General features: G+C 62.3%; 16 protein-coding genes. 10 read left to right on the forward strand and 6 right to left on the reverse strand.

Translation table 11 applies throughout. The annotated features are described in order from the left end of the window. Positions 1–77 precede the first annotated feature (77 nt). The 3 genes from secA to ACQ66J_RS04170 all read left to right on the forward strand — a co-directional run bounded on the left by secA (position 78) and on the right by ACQ66J_RS04170 (position 4,510). Positions 78–2,858 (forward strand): preprotein translocase subunit SecA, encoded by a 2,781-nt coding sequence (gene secA, locus ACQ66J_RS04160; protein WP_430430604.1) that lies wholly within the window; start codon positions 78–80, stop codon positions 2,856–2,858. A gap of 12 nt (positions 2,859–2,870) precedes the next feature. After that, positions 2,871–3,347 (forward strand): GNAT family N-acetyltransferase, encoded by a 477-nt coding sequence (locus tag ACQ66J_RS04165; protein WP_430430605.1) that lies wholly within the window; start codon positions 2,871–2,873, stop codon positions 3,345–3,347. A 71-nt stretch (positions 3,348–3,418) separates the two neighbouring features. Beyond that, positions 3,419–4,510, forward strand: a complete 1,092-nt coding sequence (locus tag ACQ66J_RS04170; protein ID WP_430430606.1) for a DUF2235 domain-containing protein — start codon at positions 3,419–3,421, stop codon at positions 4,508–4,510. An 8-nt stretch (positions 4,511–4,518) separates the two neighbouring features. Here the strand turns inward: ACQ66J_RS04170 and ACQ66J_RS04175 are convergent, their stop codons facing one another. From ACQ66J_RS04175 to ACQ66J_RS04190, 4 genes are all read right to left on the reverse strand, one after another. Then, positions 4,519–5,499 (reverse strand): acetyl-CoA carboxylase carboxyltransferase subunit alpha, encoded by a 981-nt coding sequence (locus ACQ66J_RS04175; protein WP_430430607.1) that lies wholly within the window; start codon positions 5,497–5,499, stop codon positions 4,519–4,521. A gap of 100 nt (positions 5,500–5,599) precedes the next feature. Next, entirely contained in the window at positions 5,600–6,541 is a 942-nt protein-coding gene (locus ACQ66J_RS04180) for a site-specific tyrosine recombinase XerD (protein WP_430430608.1), read from the reverse strand. Then, positions 6,538–8,181: a hypothetical protein gene (locus ACQ66J_RS04185; RefSeq protein WP_430430609.1), complete on the reverse strand. Its 1,644-nt coding sequence runs from the start codon at positions 8,179–8,181 to the stop codon at positions 6,538–6,540. The genes ACQ66J_RS04180 and ACQ66J_RS04185 overlap by 4 nt, the downstream gene beginning before the upstream one ends. Continuing rightward, positions 8,165–8,305 carry a hypothetical protein gene (locus ACQ66J_RS04190; protein WP_375548334.1) on the reverse strand — a complete coding sequence of 47 codons (141 nt, stop codon included), beginning with the start codon at positions 8,303–8,305 and terminating at the stop codon, positions 8,165–8,167. Before ACQ66J_RS04190 ends, ACQ66J_RS04185 begins: the two co-directional genes overlap by 17 nt. 121 nt (positions 8,306–8,426) lie before the next feature. On the opposite strand from ACQ66J_RS04190, the gene ACQ66J_RS04195 reads away from it, so the two are divergent. From ACQ66J_RS04195 to ACQ66J_RS04205, 3 genes are read left to right on the forward strand one after another with little or no spacing between them, the layout of a single operon-like run. Next, positions 8,427–8,987 carry a shikimate kinase gene (locus ACQ66J_RS04195; RefSeq protein WP_430430610.1) on the forward strand — a complete coding sequence of 187 codons (561 nt, stop codon included), beginning with the start codon at positions 8,427–8,429 and terminating at the stop codon, positions 8,985–8,987. Beyond that, positions 8,984–10,090 carry a 3-dehydroquinate synthase gene (aroB, locus tag ACQ66J_RS04200; RefSeq protein WP_430430611.1) on the forward strand — a complete coding sequence of 369 codons (1,107 nt, stop codon included), beginning with the start codon at positions 8,984–8,986 and terminating at the stop codon, positions 10,088–10,090. The genes ACQ66J_RS04195 and aroB overlap by 4 nt, the downstream gene beginning before the upstream one ends. Next, positions 10,090–11,376 (forward strand): HlyC/CorC family transporter, encoded by a 1,287-nt coding sequence (locus ACQ66J_RS04205; RefSeq protein ID WP_375548331.1) that lies wholly within the window; start codon positions 10,090–10,092, stop codon positions 11,374–11,376. Before aroB ends, ACQ66J_RS04205 begins: the two co-directional genes overlap by 1 nt. Here the strand turns inward: ACQ66J_RS04205 and ACQ66J_RS04210 are convergent, their stop codons facing one another. Beyond that, positions 11,377–11,652 carry a BolA family protein gene (locus ACQ66J_RS04210; RefSeq protein WP_430430612.1) on the reverse strand — a complete coding sequence of 92 codons (276 nt, stop codon included), beginning with the start codon at positions 11,650–11,652 and terminating at the stop codon, positions 11,377–11,379. Positions 11,653–11,788: 136 nt separating this feature from the next. Here ACQ66J_RS04210 and ACQ66J_RS04215 point away from each other — a divergent pair, with 136 nt between their 5' ends. The 4 genes from ACQ66J_RS04215 (at position 11,789) to ACQ66J_RS04230 (ending at position 16,396) form a co-directional block, all read left to right on the forward strand. Further along, entirely contained in the window at positions 11,789–12,337 is a 549-nt protein-coding gene (locus ACQ66J_RS04215; RefSeq protein ID WP_375548329.1) for a J domain-containing protein, read from the forward strand. A gap of 91 nt (positions 12,338–12,428) precedes the next feature. Next, positions 12,429–13,418 carry a cobaltochelatase subunit CobS gene (gene cobS, locus ACQ66J_RS04220; RefSeq protein ID WP_375548328.1) on the forward strand — a complete coding sequence of 330 codons (990 nt, stop codon included), beginning with the start codon at positions 12,429–12,431 and terminating at the stop codon, positions 13,416–13,418. Between the two features lie 9 nt (positions 13,419–13,427). Next, entirely contained in the window at positions 13,428–15,362 is a 1,935-nt protein-coding gene (cobT, locus tag ACQ66J_RS04225) for a cobaltochelatase subunit CobT (RefSeq protein ID WP_430430613.1), read from the forward strand. A 26-nt stretch (positions 15,363–15,388) separates the two neighbouring features. Then, complete coding sequence (locus ACQ66J_RS04230) at positions 15,389–16,396, forward strand: esterase-like activity of phytase family protein (RefSeq protein ID WP_430430614.1); 1,008 nt, start codon at positions 15,389–15,391, stop codon at positions 16,394–16,396. Positions 16,397–16,478: 82 nt separating this feature from the next. Here ACQ66J_RS04230 and rpmB read toward each other — a convergent pair whose 3' ends face one another. Then, on the reverse strand, positions 16,479–16,766 hold the full coding sequence (gene rpmB, locus ACQ66J_RS04235) for a 50S ribosomal protein L28 (RefSeq protein WP_375550193.1): 288 nt from the start codon (positions 16,764–16,766) through the stop codon (positions 16,479–16,481). Between the last annotated feature and the right edge of the window lie 108 nt (positions 16,767–16,874).

The raw sequence follows: 16,874 nt of genomic DNA on the forward strand, positions 1-16,874 counted from the left end.
AGAGTTGCGCCCAGGCGGCCGCTTCGGGCGCTCACGTCGTCTTTAATTCATTGTTCGCCCGTCAAGGCAGATACGTCATGCTCAACATCGCCCGCAAGCTTTTCGGCTCCTCCAATGACCGTGAGGTCAAGCGCATGCGTCCCATCGTGGACCGGATCAATGCGCTGGAGCCAGACTTTCAGGGGCTTGATGACACAGCTTTGGCGCAAAAAACCGTCGAGTTTCGCGAGCGTCATGAGAACGGCGAAAGCCTGGACAAGCTGCTGCCTGAAGCCTTCGCCGCCGTGCGCGAAGCCGCCAAGCGCTCACTGGGGCAACGCCATTATGATGTGCAGCTTCTGGGCGGCATCGTGCTGCACCGGGGCAATATCGCCGAAATGCGCACCGGTGAAGGCAAGACGCTGGTCTCCACTCTGGCCGCCTATCTCAACGCCCTGCCGGGCAAGGGCGTTCATGTGGTGACGGTGAACGATTACCTCGCCCAGCGCGACTCTGAATGGATGGGCCGGGTGTTCGCCAAGCTGGGCATGAGCACCGGCGTGATCATTCACGGCATGAGCGATCCGGAGCGCCGCGACGCTTATGCCTGCGACATCACCTACGGCACCAATAACGAGCTGGGCTTTGACTATCTGCGCGACAATATGAAGTACGCGCTCAATGACATGGTCCAGTTCGGCGGTCGTCCGCTGGAGAAGGCCGAGCACCATTTCGCCATCGTCGACGAAGTGGACTCCATCCTGATCGACGAAGCGCGCACGCCGCTGATCATTTCGGGACAGACCGAAGACCGCACTGACTTTTACAAGACCATCGACCAGATCATCCCGATGCTGGACGATGAGGATTTCACCATCGACGAAAAGGCCCGCTCGTGCACCTTCACCGAAGAAGGCAACGAGCATATCGAACAGCTGCTGAAAGAGCGTGAGCTTCTCGATACCGACGCCGACCTCTACGACATCGAGAACATCTCTGTCGTGCACCACGTCAATCAGGGCCTGAAGGCGCACAAGCTGTTCGTGCGCGACAAGGATTATATCGTCCGCGAAGACAAGGTCGTTCTGATTGATGAGTTTACCGGCCGCATGATGCCGGGCCGCCGGTTGTCGGACGGCCTGCACCAGGCCATCGAGGCCAAGGAAACCGTCGAAATCCAGCCTGAAAACCAGACTCTGGCCTCGATCACCTTCCAGAACTATTTCCGCCTGTACAAGAAACTCGGCGGCATGACCGGCACAGCCGCCACCGAAGCGGATGAATTCCACGATATCTACTCGCTGGGCGTGATGGAGATTCCCACCAATCGCCCGGTGCAGCGGATCGACGAGGAAGACGAGCTCTATCGCACCGAGGACGAGAAATTCCAGGCCATCCTCGAGGCCATTGTCGACGCCCACGCCAAGAACCAGCCGGTTCTGGTGGGTACGGTGTCGATCGAAAAATCCGAGCGTCTGTCTGACTTCCTCAAGAAGAAAAAGATCGCCCACCAGGTTCTGAACGCCCGCTATCACGAGCAGGAAGCCGGAATCATCGCCCAGGCGGGCGCTCCGGGCGCCGTGACGATCGCCACCAACATGGCCGGCCGCGGCACCGACATCCAGCTCGGCGGCAATGTGGACTACAACCTGCAAGTCTGGGTGGACGCGGAAAAAGCTGCGGGCCGCGAACCCGATGACGCCGCTCTGAAAACCAAGCGCGAGCAGTTTGAAGCGGAAGTCGCCGACAAGAAACAACAGGCTCTGGACGCGGGCGGCCTGTTCGTCATCGGCACCGAGCGCCATGAAAGCCGCCGGATCGACAATCAGCTGCGCGGCCGTTCGGGCCGTCAGGGCGATCCGGGCCGCTCCGCTTTCTTCCTGTCGGTGGAAGACGACCTGCTGCGGATCTTCGCGCCTGAGCGCCTGGACGGCATCATGCGCACGCTGGGCCTGAAAGAGGGTGAAGCCATCCAGCACCCCTGGATGACCAAGGCGGTGGAGACCAGCCAGAAAAAAGTCGAGCAACGCAACTACGACATCCGCAAGAACATCCTCAAATACGATGATGTGATGAATGATCAGCGCAAGGCGATCTTCGAACAGCGCATCGAGTTCATGACCGCGAAAGACGTCTCTGACGTCATCACCGACATGCGCGAGACGACCGTCGAGGACCTGGTCACCAAGCATATCCCGCCGCGCGCCTATGCTGACCAATGGGATATCGACGGGCTCAACGAAGAGGTGGTCAAGCACTTCAATCTCGAGCTGCCGATCAAGGAATGGGCCGCCGAGGAAGGCATTGCGGACGAAGAGATGCGCGAGCGCCTGATGAAGGTGGTCGACGAGACCTATGCCGAGAAGGCCGCCAATATCGGACCGGAACTGATGCGCCGGATCGAGAAGCAGATCCTGCTTCAGACCATCGACCAGAACTGGCGGGACCACCTGCAGAACCTGGACGCCCTGCGCTCGGCTGTGGGTCTGCGCGGCTACGCCCAGCGCGACCCGCTCAACGAGTTCAAGACTGAAGCCTTTGCGCTGTTCGAGCACCTGCTTGACGAGCTGCGCTATGAAACCACGCGGGTGCTCTTCCATCTGCGCATGGCGCAAAGCTCGCCTGCGCCCGAAGCGCCGCAACCGCCCAAGAACATCCAGGCGCAACATATCGACCCGCAAACGGGCCGAAATGAGATGGATGACAGCGGCCCGCGTCCTGCCCAGTCCACGCCCTCGCCGACCGCCACGCGCGTCGCCGCCCAAAGCGTTGACCCCAATGATCCGGGCACCTGGGGACGTGTGCCGCGCAACGCCGCCTGTCCGTGCGGATCAGGCAAGAAGTTCAAGCATTGCCACGGCGCCATCGGCCAGGCCTGAGCCTGAAGCTAGATGCCTGACATACGCCTCTCACGCCTGGAGCCGGATCAGTTTGACGCCGTCAACGCCATGATCCTGCGCTCCAAGGCGTATTGGGGCTATGGCGAGGACATGATGGCCAAGATGGAGACCGTCCTGCGTCTGGATCCGGGCGCAGCGAAAGACGGTCGGGCCATCGCCGCCTGGCAAGAGGCCGCCCCCATAGGGCTGGCGCAAATCGGCGCCCCCCATGACGAAGCCGCCGGGCGGAGCGTCATGCTGGATCTATTGTTCATCTCCCCCGACGCCATCGGCACGGGCCTGGGCAAGCGCCTGTATGACTGGGCGCTGGAGCAGGCGCGCATGGCGGACGCCGATGTCTTGCAAATCTTGTCGGACCCGAACGCCCGCAGCTTTTACACCGCCATGGGTGCACGCTTCATCGAGGATCGCCCCTCTAAGCTCATCCCGGGCCGGACCTTGCCCTGGCTGGAGCACAGACTCGCCTGAAACAATAAATCCCTGATTGCACAACCCACCCCTCTGAGTCAGTGTTCTATACATGACGCACGGAGGTGGTGATGAAACGATTGATCGTATGCTCTGACGGCACATGGCAGACCATCAGCCAGCAGGTGCCGACGAATGTTGCCAAGCTCGCGTTTTCTCTGAGCGCTGCGGACACCTCTGATCCCGACAATCCCATCGAACAGATCGTGTTTTACGATTCAGGGGTCGGCACGCCGTTCACGCATAGCAATTCAAACTGGCTCAAACGCATCCTCAGCTCCTTGCGCAAGAAACGTCAGGGCGCGTTCGGCGGCGGGCTCGAAGAAAAAATTTATGACGCCTACCGGTTTCTCTCTCTGAACTATTGCGAAGGCGACCAGATCTGGCTGTTCGGATTTTCACGCGGCGCCTACACCGTGCGGTCTCTGGCGGGCCTGATCTATAATTCGGGACTTCTGCATCGGCGCAATCTGGGCAAGCTGTCTGAAGCCTATGAGCTGTATCGCTCCAAGGCCCTCAAGCCCTCATCCTGGAAGTGCCGAGAGTTCCGCGAACGCAACGGGTTTGAACCCGACATTCATTTTCTCGGATGCTGGGACACGGTAGGCGCTTTGGGCATCCCCGACCTCTCTGACGATCATGAAATCAATGAGCGTCTGAATGAAGACTACCGGTTTCACGACGCGCAACTGAACCGCAAAGTGCTTCACGCCCGTCATGCCTGCGCGCTGGATGAAACGCGAAAAGCCTTTCCTCTCACCTCAATGGAAGCCTCCAAAGACGCCCTGAACGAGATCGATCCCTTGCGGCAGGTCTGGTTCATCGGCCCCCATGGGGGCGTGGGCGGCGGTGAAGCAGCCAACACGCCCTTATCGGACATCGCCTTGAAATGGATGGCTGATCAGGCGCGCGAGCAAGGGCTGTCGATTGAGCATGCCGTACTGGATTCGCGGCTGGAGCCGGACCCGCTCTGCCGCTTCAAAACGCCGGGCGGTCTCTTGAGCGCATTGGGTGACAAGGTGCGTGAAGCGCCGCCCCCCTCACAGGAGACGCTGGCGTGTTTCCATCCCAGCGTGTGGGTGCGCTATGATGATGATGACGCGCACTATCGTCCTGCATCCATGAAGGACTGGGATGGAGTGGATCGCGACGCTCTGGCCTGACGCTGGCGTCAGGTCTCCAGAAGCGAGCGGCCAATATTCAGGAAACGATCCCGGCGGCGCTGTCGGAGCTCGGCCGGGCTCAGCCCGTCCAGGCTCGCCAGCGCGGTCTCGACCGCATCCCCCACCCGGCGGATGGTGTCTGCGCGATCGCGATGCGCGCCGCCCAGAGGTTCTTCGATGATCGTGTCGATGATCTTGAGCTCGATCAAATCCTGCGCGCTGACCTTCATGGCGAGCGCCGCGTCACGAGCGCGAGCGCCGTCCCGCCAGAGAATGGACGCACAGCCTTCAGGTGAAATCACCGAATAGATCGAGTGCTCCAGCATCATCACCGTGTTGGCGGACGCCAGCGCCACAGCGCCGCCTGATCCGCCTTCGCCAGTCACGACGCTGACCATCGGCGTACCAAGCGTCAGGCAGCGCTCGGTGGAGCGGGCGATGGCTTCGGCCTGGCCGCGTTCTTCCGCGCCAATGCCGGGATAGGCGCCCGCCGTATCCACCAAAGTGACCACCGGCAGATCGAAACGTTCCGCCAGGTCCATCAGACGCATGGCCTTGCGATACCCTTCTGGGCGCGCCATGCCGAAATTGTGCTTGAGGCGGGTCTGGGTGTCATGGCCCTTTTCATGGCCCATGATCACGACCGGACGGCCTTTCAGGCGGCCCAATCCGCCCACAATGGCGTGGTCTTCGCCAAAGCGGCGGTCACCGGCCAGATCTTCGAAATCGGTCACGAGACCAGAGATATAATCGCGCAGATGCGGGCGCTCAGGATGACGCGCCACCATGGTTTTGCGCCAGGCGTCGAGCTTGGAATACATCGATTTGAGCTGGTCGGACGACTTTTGACGCAGCTTGGCGATTTCATCCGCCGCATCCGGCGCGTCTTCGCCGTTCCGGGACAGGACGCTTTCAAGTTCTTCAATCTTGGCGTCAAGCTCGGCGATCGGCCGTTCGAAATCGAGATAGGTGCGCGTTGAATCTGACATGGACGGTCCTGGTGGATGGGCCCCGGTGGAGGGCGCAAACTAATGGGCGCTCAAGCGTGAAGCAATCTATGCACTGTTATGAGCAAATGACGGGCCGGTTTTATCCCTCAGAGCCTGTCTCATCATGGCTCAGCGGGTGCGCGTCATGCACCAGCGCCTTCAGGCGCGCCTCCAGCACATGCGTATAAATTTCGGTGGTCGAGACATCGGCATGTCCCAGCAAGGTCTGAACGCTGCGCAAATCCGCGCCATTGGCCAGAAGGTGCGTGGCGAACGCATGACGCATGACGTGCGGGCTGACCCTTTGGGGATCAAGCCCTGCGGCCAGGGTCAGGTCCTTGAGACGCTGGGCGAACCGCTCGCGCGTCAAATGCCCGCCTCGCGCCGTACGCGACGGAAACAGATAACGCGCAGCCGTTCCATAGGCTGGCGCCTTGGGCGTTGGCAAATGCTCCGCCCTCACGGCCTTATAAGCGTCTACAGCGTCCAGCGCAGCGTCGGTCAGGGGTATCAGACGGTCCTTGCCGCCCTTGCCGGTGACAATCAGGCAGCGCTCTGACCGGGCGAAGCCTGACAGCGGCAAGGTCACAAGTTCGCTGACGCGCAAGCCGCCCGCATACAACAGCTCCAGCAAAGCGCGCAAACGCAGCCCCTCCGCCCCCTCCATGCGATCCGCGGCGTCAAACAGCGCCTCGACCTCGCTTTCGCTCAGCACTTTGGGGAGCGGGCGCGGCTTTTTCGGTCCCGACAGAGTCTTCGCCGGATCATCCGCGCGCAGCCCTTCCTTGAGCAAAAAACGATAATAACGCTTCAGCGCGGAGAGCCGGCGCGCGGCTGTCGCCGGAGACAGACCGTCAGCGGCCAGGTCAGCCAGCAAGGTTTCAACATCACGGGTTTGAGCCAGTTCAAGGTCCACGCCATGCCCGCCCAGCCGTTGGGCGGCGTCTTCCAGGTCGCGGCGATAGGCGTCGAGCGTATTGCGGGCGGCGCCGCGCTCCGCCGCCATCATGTCGAGGAAAAGATCAATCGAGCGCGCGCTCACGCAGTGTCCTCGATAACCCGCGCCAGCAGGTATTGCAGCGCCTGCCGTCGTAATCCTGTGTGACCAAGCGCCAGCATGGACGCCGCGCAGGTTTCTGCATCTTCGGGATGGCGTTCCAGCAGTGAAGCCGCATGCAATTGCGTCTCGCCCAGCGCGCCTGCGCCGGACGCTAGCAGCAAAGGCCCTAACGCCGGGGGCGTGACGCCCGTCTGCCGGGTCAGGCCTGACAGCGCCTGTTGCAACTCGCCCTGATCATCCGCGCCCAAGGCCACAAGGCCAGCCGCCTGACACAAGCGCTCAGGCGTCGCCGTCTCCAGCCGCGCCGCCAACAGCGCCATGAAGGCGTCATCCTCGACCTGGTCGAGCGCGATGGCGTGGGCGAAATCGATCGCCACCATCAGGCCCGGTGCAGGCGTTTGCCATGCCGGAGCCGTCGGTTTCGCGCCGGCCCCCAGTTCGGCCCCCTCTCCATCAAGCGGCGGCAACCCGCCCAAGTCTGACATGGGCTGGGGCGCCGGCTCAGGCTCTGGCGGCCCGTCCAGCAAGGCTTCGCGCCAGCGCTCTGCGGCGACAAGGTCATCGGCGGCCAGGGCGGCCAGAACGAAATGGACCCCATGGGCGAGCGTGTTTTCAGTAATCGGCAGACTCGCCACTTCCGGTCCGAAGGTCAGAGCGGCCTCCATGAACAGGTCTTGCTGCGCCGCGTCTGACAGGCGGATGGCGAGCGCCTCGGCCGCGATCTCGCGATCCAGGTCTTGCCCGATCAAGGCGCCCAGCGCCGCTGCGCGCTCTGCGCCCTCCATGACGACCGCCGCTTCCAACGCTTCAGGCAAGGTTTCAGGCAGGGCGATGGTCGGACCGGTGCGTTCCGCCGCCAGGTGCAGCCAGTTGGGCGCATCCTCGTGCGGGTACAGGCGCACGCCCGGCGCCAGCGCTTCCAATAGGGTCAGCTGCAGCGCTGTGCGCGGACGAAACCCTTCAGGCGCGGGCTGGTTCAGCGTCAGGGCGTCAAACACCTGATCAAATGCTGGCGTTTGCGCCTGAGCGCGCGCCAGTTCTGCGGTCAGTTCTGCGGCGGGAATGCGACCATCGAGCGCCAGACAGCTGGCGCGCAAGCGCAGCCAATAGGCCGCATCCCGGCCTTCCAGCAATGCGTCCGCCGCCCGGCAAGCCTCTTGTGTCCGCCCCATCGCCAGTGCGGTTTCCGCATAAACACGCGACAACGCGTCTGATTCGTTCACCCGCGGCGTGCGCGCCAATAATTCATAGGCCAGCTGAGCCCGCCCGGCGGACAACGCCCGGTCAGCGCGTTTGGCGGCCAGTGCGAAATCATCGCGTCCGCCGCGGGGCGGCTCGCCCGAGGACCGCAATGCGGCCAAAGCCAATCTCGCCGCAGCCGGGTTGCTCCATCCGGAGCTGGCGCGATCGGGCAGCACCGACAGCGCACCGTTCAGCGCGCCCGCATGCCCCGAACTCCAGACCGTTTCGGGCAGGACTGAATTGACGCCCACTTCGAACGGATCGACGGCGCCCAACTGGGCCACTTCAATCTGACCATCGGCCGGCCGGGCCTGGGCGAACGCCTGGCCGCACGCCAACACGCTTGCCGCCAGCAAGACGGTTTTAATCGACCAGTTCATCTGTCACCTCGACGCGCACTTCTTCAGGGGTCGGCGCATTGCTGTCCGCCAGTCCCAACAAAGCGATGAACCCGCCGATAATGACCACCAGCCCTACGCCCAAGCCGATCAGAATGGTTTTCATGAGAGTGCCTTTTCCATGTCGCTCGCCCTGTAGCGATAGTTAAGCAGGCGAATGCGGCGTTTTCCAGACGTCTGCAGTGATTGCTCGCCTGCGCAGCATTGGCGTATAGCCTTACAGTGTGATGACAAATTCTGAAAACCCGCCCGCACTCTTCCGGCATCTGACGCTTGTAGGCCTGATGGGCGTGGGCAAGACCACGATTGGACGACGGCTCGCCCGACGGCTCGGCGCCGCGTTCCGTGACGCTGACGAAGAAGTCGAGCGCGCTGCGGGCCGCACGGTCAGCGAGATCTTCGCCGATTTCGGAGAGCCTGCTTTCAGAGAGGGGGAGCGCAAGGTGATCGACCGCTTGCTGGCGCAGCCTGATCCGTTGATCATCGGGCTTGGCGGCGGCGCTTTCATCCAGGATGAGACGCGCGCGCTGGTGAAAGACAAAGCCATCTCCATCTGGCTGAAAGCCGATCTCGACGTCCTGATCGAGCGGGTGGGCCGCAAGCCCGGCGCCCGTCCTTTGTTGTCGCAAGGCGATCCCGCCGAGATCATGGCCCGGCTTGAACGCGAACGCGCGCCCCTCTACGCCGAAGCGGACATTGTGGTGGACACCTCGGTCGGCAGCCATGAACAATCCGCCGATCAGGTGATCGACGCCCTCAGGACTTATCAAGAAGGAATGCGCGAATGAGCGTGCTGCGCGTGATCGAGGTGAACGCAGCGTCCGGCGCCTATGAAGTGGTGATCGGTCGCGACGCCCTGTCCGCGCGTGCGGACCGGCTTGCGAACCGCGCCCCGCGGGGACGCGCGGTCATCGTGGCGGATGCTCAAGCGCTCAACCATCACGAGACCCGCCTGGCCCAGGCGTTTGACGCCGCGAAGCTCAAGCTCGAACTCATCGAGATCGAGGGCGGGGAAAGCGCCAAGAGCTGGCGCGGGCTGGAAGCTCTGTGTGATCGCCTGCTTGATCTGAATGTTGAGCGCAGCGAGCCGGTGATCGCCTTTGGCGGCGGCACGGTCGGCGATCTGACCGGGTTCGCCTCAGCGATCCTCAAACGCGGTACGCGCTTTATTCAGATCCCGACGACGCTGCTGGCCCAGGTCGACAGCTCTGTCGGCGGCAAGACCGGCATCAACACCCAGCATGGCAAAAACCTGATCGGCGCCTTTCATCAGCCAGATCTGGTGATCGCCGACACCGCCTTTCTCGACACCCTGCCCCGGCGCGAAGTTCTGGCGGGCTATGCTGAAGTCGTCAAAGCCGGGCTGATCCAGGATGCGCCGTTGTTTGATCGTCTTGAAGCACAGGGCGTGAACGCCGTGACGGGAGACTGTCTGGTTCAGGCCGTCGCGGACGCCGTCGCGTTCAAGGCCAGGATCGTCGCCGAGGATGAGCGCGAGGGCGGCGTGCGCGCGCTGCTCAATCTGGGCCACACCTTCGGACATGCGTTTGAAGCGGAAGCGACAAAAGGCGCGCTGGTTCATGGCGAGGCCGTCGCCTGCGGTCTTGCGCTCGCCTATCGGTTTTCTGAACGGCTAGGCCTGTGCGACGCTGAAGACGCACGCCGTGTCGAACGTCATCTGAAGACTGTGGGGCTTCCAGCCCGGATTTCGGACTTGCCCGGCGGGCCTTACACGGCGGATCGTTTGCTGGCGCGCATGCAGGACGACAAGAAAAATTCTGGCGGCGCGATTACATTGATCCTTGCGCACGGCATCGGGAATGCTTTCATCACCCGTGATGTGGATCACAAGGATCTGGCGGCGTTTTTGTCGAGCGAGGTTGAGCAATAATGACTTTTGAACCGTGGATGGCCTGGACCGGACTTGGCATTTTGTGCCTGCTGGCCTTTTCAGGGTTCTTTTCAGGCTCTGAAACCGCGCTGACCGCCACCTCCAAGGCGCGCATGCTGACCCTTGAAAAAGAAAAAGATCACCGCGCGCGACGGGTCAATCTGCTCATTAATGATCGAGAAAGCCTGATCGGCGGGATTTTGCTGGGCAATAACCTTGTCAACATCCTCGCGGCCTCGCTGGCCTCGGCGGTGTTTCTGGCCATGTTCGGCGAGGCGGGCGTCCCGATCGCCACTTTGGTGATGACGCTATTGGTGCTGATCTTCGCTGAAGTCCTGCCCAAGACCTATGCCCTGTCCAATCCGGACCGAATGGCGCTGGCCGTGTCCTTACCGATCCGGATTTTCGTGATGTTGTTCGCGCCCGTGGTGGCCGCCGTGCAATGGCTGGTGCGGGCGACCTTGCGCATTCTGGGCCTGTCAGTGGAAGGCCCGGTGCTCTCCGCTCATGACGAGATCCGCGGTCAGATCGACCTGCACCACCAGGAAGGCGGCGTGGTGAAAACCGACCGCGACATGCTGGGCGGCGTGCTCGACCTGCGCGAGCTGACGGTGGACGAGGTCATGGTTCACCGCAAAAGCCTTGTGATGTTCGATATCGACCAACCGGTCGAGCAATTGGTGGCGGATGCGCTGAGCTGCCCGCATACGCGGCTGCCGCTCTATCGCGACGACACGGAGAACATTGTCGGCATCTTGCATGTGCGTGATCTGGCGCGGGAGCTGCACAATGCGGGCGGGGATTCCAGCAAGCTTGATATTGAATCCATCAAGCGCGAACCCTGGTTCATTCCTGAAACCACAGAGCTGCTCGAACAGCTGACGGCCTTCCGCCAGAAGCGCGAGCACTTTGCTCTGGTGGTGGACGAGTACGGCGCCTTGATGGGCGTCGTGACGCTAGAAGACATCATCGAGGAAATCGTCGGTGAGATCGAGGACGAGCATGATGTCACCGTCGAAGGCGTCACCCCTCTGCCCGACGGCTTCATCCTGGTGGATGGCGGCGCGCCTATTCGCGACGTGAACCGGGCGCTGGACTGGGAATTGCCTGACGACGAAGCGGTCACCATCGCCGGCCTTGTGATCCACGAAGCCCAGACCATCCCCGAAGCGGGGCAGATTTTCCGCTTTCACGGGGTGCAGTTTGAAATTCTGGAGCGCCGCCGCAACCAGATCACCCGCATGCGGCTCAAAAAGGAGCCTGAAGCGGAAGACGCGGACGATTGATCAGCCCGCTTCGGCGGGCGCTTTCGCCTTGATGGCCAGAGCGTGCACTTGCGCTTCCAGCAATTCGCCGAGCGCCTGATTGATCAGGCGGTGGCGCTGGATGCGGGTCTGGCCCGTGAAAGCGTCCGACACGATCTCGACGGTGAAATGGCTTTCCCCCGCTCTCGCCTGCTCGGAATGACCGGCGTGAAGCGCGCTGTCATCGGTCACGAGAAGGCGGTCTGGCGACAGTGCCTGGGTCAGTCTGTCCACAATTTGCTGCTTTACGCTGGACATTGTCATCCTCTGTTTATTGTCCGTCAGGGCGGTGCGCCCCATACTTGGGGTCATGGACGGCTCATACAAATACCGACCCAAATTTAAAGACATCCGCATCAAGCCGCCCAAAACTGAGGCGCGGCAAGAGGATAAGGTGTGTGAGCACCCCCAGTGCCGGTCGAAAGCGACGGCGCGCGCGCCCAAAAGCCCGGCCAACCGCACCGAGTTCTACTGGTTCTGCCAACAACACGCCGCCCAATACAACAAGGAATGGAATTTCTTTGAGGGCATGAGCGAGGATGCGGCCAAGGCCCATGCCGCGGCCGACATGTATGGCCATCGCCCCACCTGGGGGTTCGCGTCCGGCTCCAGCGCCCGCCGCGCGGCCCAGAACGCCAGCAAGGATTTCAAGGACGGCTTCGTCGATCCGTTCAATCTGTTTGGCGACGGCCCGCCCCCCGGACAGGAACGCGCCCAGCGCGAAGCCGAAGACCCGAACGCCGGGATGGGACGGCTTCAAAAGCGCGCCCTTGAGACCCTCAACCTCGACCCCAAGGCGGACAAATCCGCCATCCGGCGCCGCTATGCCGAGCTGGTGCGCCAGTACCATCCGGATTCAAACGGCGGCGACCGCTCGATGGAAGAGCTGCTGCAGAAAGTGGTCGAGGCGTACCAGATCCTCAAAAGCTGCGGCATGGGCTGAGCCTGAGTGGCGACAGGGCTTGGACGCTCTATGTCTGAGGCTTATGGTTTGAACCCACCCTGTCGCGCTGCAACAAAGAGCCTTTCCGCGTATGACCGACGATACCTTGATCAGCCTCACCCCCGACACGACCGCCGATTGTCAGGCCTTGTTTGGCTTTGATCCCGGATTTGAGGTCCCAGCCTTTACCGGCCGCGATTCCCATGTGCCCGATATTGACGACACCTATGTGTTTGATCCGGCCACGACGCGAGCCATTCTGGCGGGCTTCGCCTTTAATCGCCGCGTCATGGTTCAGGGCTATCACGGCACGGGTAAATCCACCCATATCGAACAGGTCGCCGCGCGTCTGAACTGGCCGATGATCCGGGTCAATCTCGACAGCCATGTGAGCCGGATCGACATGGTGGGCAAGGACGCCATTGTCCTCAAAGACGGCCAGCAAATCACCGAGTTCCAGGAAGGCATCCTGCCCTGGGCCGTCCAGCGCCCGGTCGCCTTGTTGTTTGACGAATATGACGCCGGTCGCCCCGACGTGATGTTCGTGATCCAGCGCGTTCTGGAAGCTTCTGGCTCGCTGACGCTGCTCGATCAGAACCGGGTGATCCGCCCGAACCCGAATTTCCGCCTGTTCGCCACCACCAATACGGTGGGCCTGGGCGATACGACGGGGCTTTATCACGGCACCCAGCAGATCAACCAGGGTCAGATGGACCGTTGGTCTCTGGTCGCGACGCTGAACTATCTGCCCGCCGAGACCGAACGCCAGATCGTCGCCGCCAAGCTGGGCGAACTGGGTCAGTCTGAAGCCGGCGCCAAGATGATCGCTGACATGGTGACGGTGGCCGATCTCAGCCGCGAAGCCTTCATCAATGGTGATCTGTCCACCGTGATGAGCCCGCGCACCGTGCTGACCTGGGCGGAGAACACCCAGATCTTCGGAGACGCTGGCATCGCCTTCCGCCTGACCTTCCTGAACAAATGCGATGAGCTGGAACGCCCGATCGTGTCGGAATTCTATCAGCGGGTGTTCGGCGAAGACCTGCCTGAGAGCGCCCTCGCCGCCGGTACTGCAGCCTAAAGGCTTTTCATGTCTGACGCCTCGCCTGCTGATCAGTTCCGGCGCGCGCTGTCCGCTGCGACACGCGCCATTTCTCACGACCGCGAACTGGACGTGAAGTTCGGCGGCGACTCCGCTGCGTTGTCGAGCGGCAAGGTCGTGCTGCCCAACCCGCCCGACAAACTGACGGCGGACGATGCGGCGAAGCTGCGCGGCAAGGCGGATGCGTTGGCGCTGCGCCTGCAGCTGCATAATGCGCGCTCCCACCAGACCGCCCTGCCCCCTGGCGCTCGGGCGCGCAAAATCTTTGACGCCGCCGAACAGGCGCGTGTGGAAGCCTTGGGTGCCCGCGCCATGCGCGGCGTTGCGGACAATCTGGACGCAGCCCTGGCCGATCGGTGCCGCCGCGAAGGCTGGAACCATGCAGAGGACCGGCAGACCGCGCCCTTGGCGGACGCCATCTCCATGCTGGTGCGTGAGCGCGTGACGGGCCGTCCGGCGCCCCAAGACGCCAAGGGTCTGATGCAGGTCTGGCGCGAGGATCTGGAAAGCAGCGCCGGCGGGGCGCTGGATGCTCTGGCGGGCGCAGTGGATGATCAAAGCGCCTTTGCTGATGCTCTGCGGCAGGTCATCCGGGATCTCGATCTGACAGACGAGCTGGGCGAGCACGACCAGGACGAAGACGATACCGACGACAGCCAGGACGATTCCGGCGTCGAGCAAGAGCCCGAAGCAGGACAGGACGATACAGACAACGATCCCGATCAGGGTGAGGATGAGGACGACGCTGCGGACGCCAAGGGCACAGCCGCAGACACCGACGACATCCATTTCGCCGAGGATAGCCAGACTCGCGTCGAGGCTGATGACGAGCCCAGCGAGTCCATGCAATCGGCGAAACCCAACTGGGTCAGCCCGCCCGGCGAAGATCCCAACGCCTACAAGGTTTTCACCGACAAGTTCGACGAGGTGATCCAGGCGTCTGACCTGTGCGATACAACCGAACTCAATCGTCTGCGGCGCACGCTCGACCAGCACCTCAAAGGGCTCGAAAGCGCGGTGGGGCGTCTCGCCAACCGCCTGCAACGCCGCCTGATGGCCCAGCAGCAGCGCTCTTGGTCGTTCGACCTTGAAGAAGGCATGCTCGACCCCGCTCGCCTGCCGCGCATCATTATGGATCCGATGATGCCGCTGAGCTTCAAGCAGGAAAAAGACACCGATTTCCGCGATACGGTCGTCACCTTGCTGCTGGACAATTCAGGCTCCATGCGCGGACGTCCGATCCTGGTGGCGGCGGCCTGCGCCGACATACTGGCGCGCACGCTGGAGCGGTGCGGTGTGAAAACTGAAATTCTGGGCTTCACCACCCGCGCCTGGAAAGGCGGACGCTCCAAGGAAGAATGGCTCAGCCAGGGCAAACCGCCCAATCCGGGCCGTCTGAACGATTTGCGTCACATCATCTACAAGGGGGCGGATGCGCCCTGGCGTCGTGCGCGCCCCAATCTGGGCCTGATGCTGCGTGATGGCCTCTTGAAGGAGAATATCGACGGCGAAGCCCTGCTCTGGGCGCATAAACGTTTGATGGCGCGGCCTGAACAGCGCCGCATCATGATGGTGATCTCCGACGGCGCGCCGGTAGATGACGGCACGCAGTCCGCCAATTCGCCCGCCTATCTGGAAAAGCATCTGCGCGAAGTCATCGCCATGATCGAGAACAAATCCGATGTGGAATTGCTCGCCATCGGCATCGGCCATGACGTGACCCGCTATTACCGCAAGGCTGTGACCATCGTGGATGTGGAGCAGCTCGCGGGCGCCATGACCGACCAGCTCGCGGCTTTGTTTGATGAGAAGCGCGACCGCAAAGACGACGGCAAAATTCGCGCAAAAGGCGAAAACAAGGTGCGTCCAGCCGGCGGCTCGGCTATGAAACGGGCTGTGACCGGTACGCGCGCTCGACGCTAGGGGCGCGCCTTTCAAAGAGGCTCGCCATGATCCGTACGGCTCTCACCGCCGCCCTGTTCAGCCTGACGGCCGCATGCGGCGGACAGGCTCAGGACGAGTCGCCCCCATCAGACGCAGCCCTGACCGTCAGCGCTGAGGCGGTGGTTCTGTTTCCAGATGATCCCGGCCGCATGCGCCTGGGCGATCTGCGCTATAGGGGCGGGGTTGAGCTCAGCAGCGAGGATGAACGTTTCGGCGGCTGGTCCGCCCTGCTGCTAGATCCACAGAGCGACGCTCTGGACCTCGCCCTGTTGTCCGATCGCGGCACACTCGCCTATGGCCAAGTGCGTCTGGACGAGGCTGGCCATCCGGTCGCGCTCTCTCTGGACCGTATGGAACCCCTGACCGGTCTGGATGGCGCCCCGCTTGAAGGGGCGGCCGCCGATGCAGAAGGATTGGCCATCTACTCAGACACCCAGCTTGCAATCAGCTTTGAGCGTGATCACCGGATCTGGGTGTATGAGCACAGCTCCCCTTTGCAAGCACAAGCGCTCGTCTTGCCCCTACGCACGGAAGGGGTCGGCAATAATGCGGGCTTGGAAGGCTTGGCGATTGACGACACATCGATCTGGGCCAGCGTGGAATACCCGATCCGGGGCGAAGAGACGCACACGCTCTGGCGTTATACCCTCGCGGACCTTGAAGCCGCGCCCACAGAGTTCCAGCTGGCGCTCGATCCTGATTACGGAATCACCAGTCTCGAGAGCGATAGCGCTGGCGGTTTGTACCTGATGCAGCGTTTCTACCGGCGCGGCGTGGGCAACCGTATTCGCATCCTGCACCTGACGGCGGATCAGATCGCGGCGGCTGACGATGTGGCGCTGGAGCCCGCGCTGATGGCGGAGCTGACTGAAGACATGACGGTGGATAATTTTGAGGGCATGGCGGTCGCCGAGATCGATGGCGAGCTGCGCCTGTTTCTGATCTCTGACGACAATTTCAATGAGTCCCAGCGCACCCTGCTGCTGAGTTTCGCCATCGAACCGCGAGACTGAATCCCAAGTCCTCACATACACGCACAAAAAAACGCCCGCCGTTTCCGGCGGGCGTTGTTTCTCGCGTCAAGCTCAGAGCAGCTTAGGCCGCTGCAGCGGCTTTCTTCAGCTCGCGCTTGATCTTCAGCGCGGCGCCAGAGAGCTGCTCATCACGAGCTTTCAGCAGGAATTGGTCCAGACCACCAACATGGTCGACGCTGCGCAGCGCCTTGGCGGCGATACGCAGACGGAAAGACCGGCCCAGGGCCTCAGACGCCAGCGTCACCTGACACAGGTTCGGCAGAAAGCGGCGCTTGGTCTTGTTGTTGGCGTGGGAAACGTTGTTGCCCGAAACCGGACCCGTCCCAGTAAGTTCGCAGCGGCGCGACATAGCTTCCACCTTGTTCCACAACAGTCGTAAAATCATATGCGACCGCTTACATGGAAAATCCAAGGTGCGGCGCGAGAGCGGGCGATGTACCGGTCTGGGCCGCCTGCG

Source organism: Oceanicaulis sp. (assembly GCF_965284345.1).
GTDB lineage: Bacteria > Pseudomonadota > Alphaproteobacteria > Caulobacterales > Maricaulaceae > Oceanicaulis > Oceanicaulis alexandrii_A.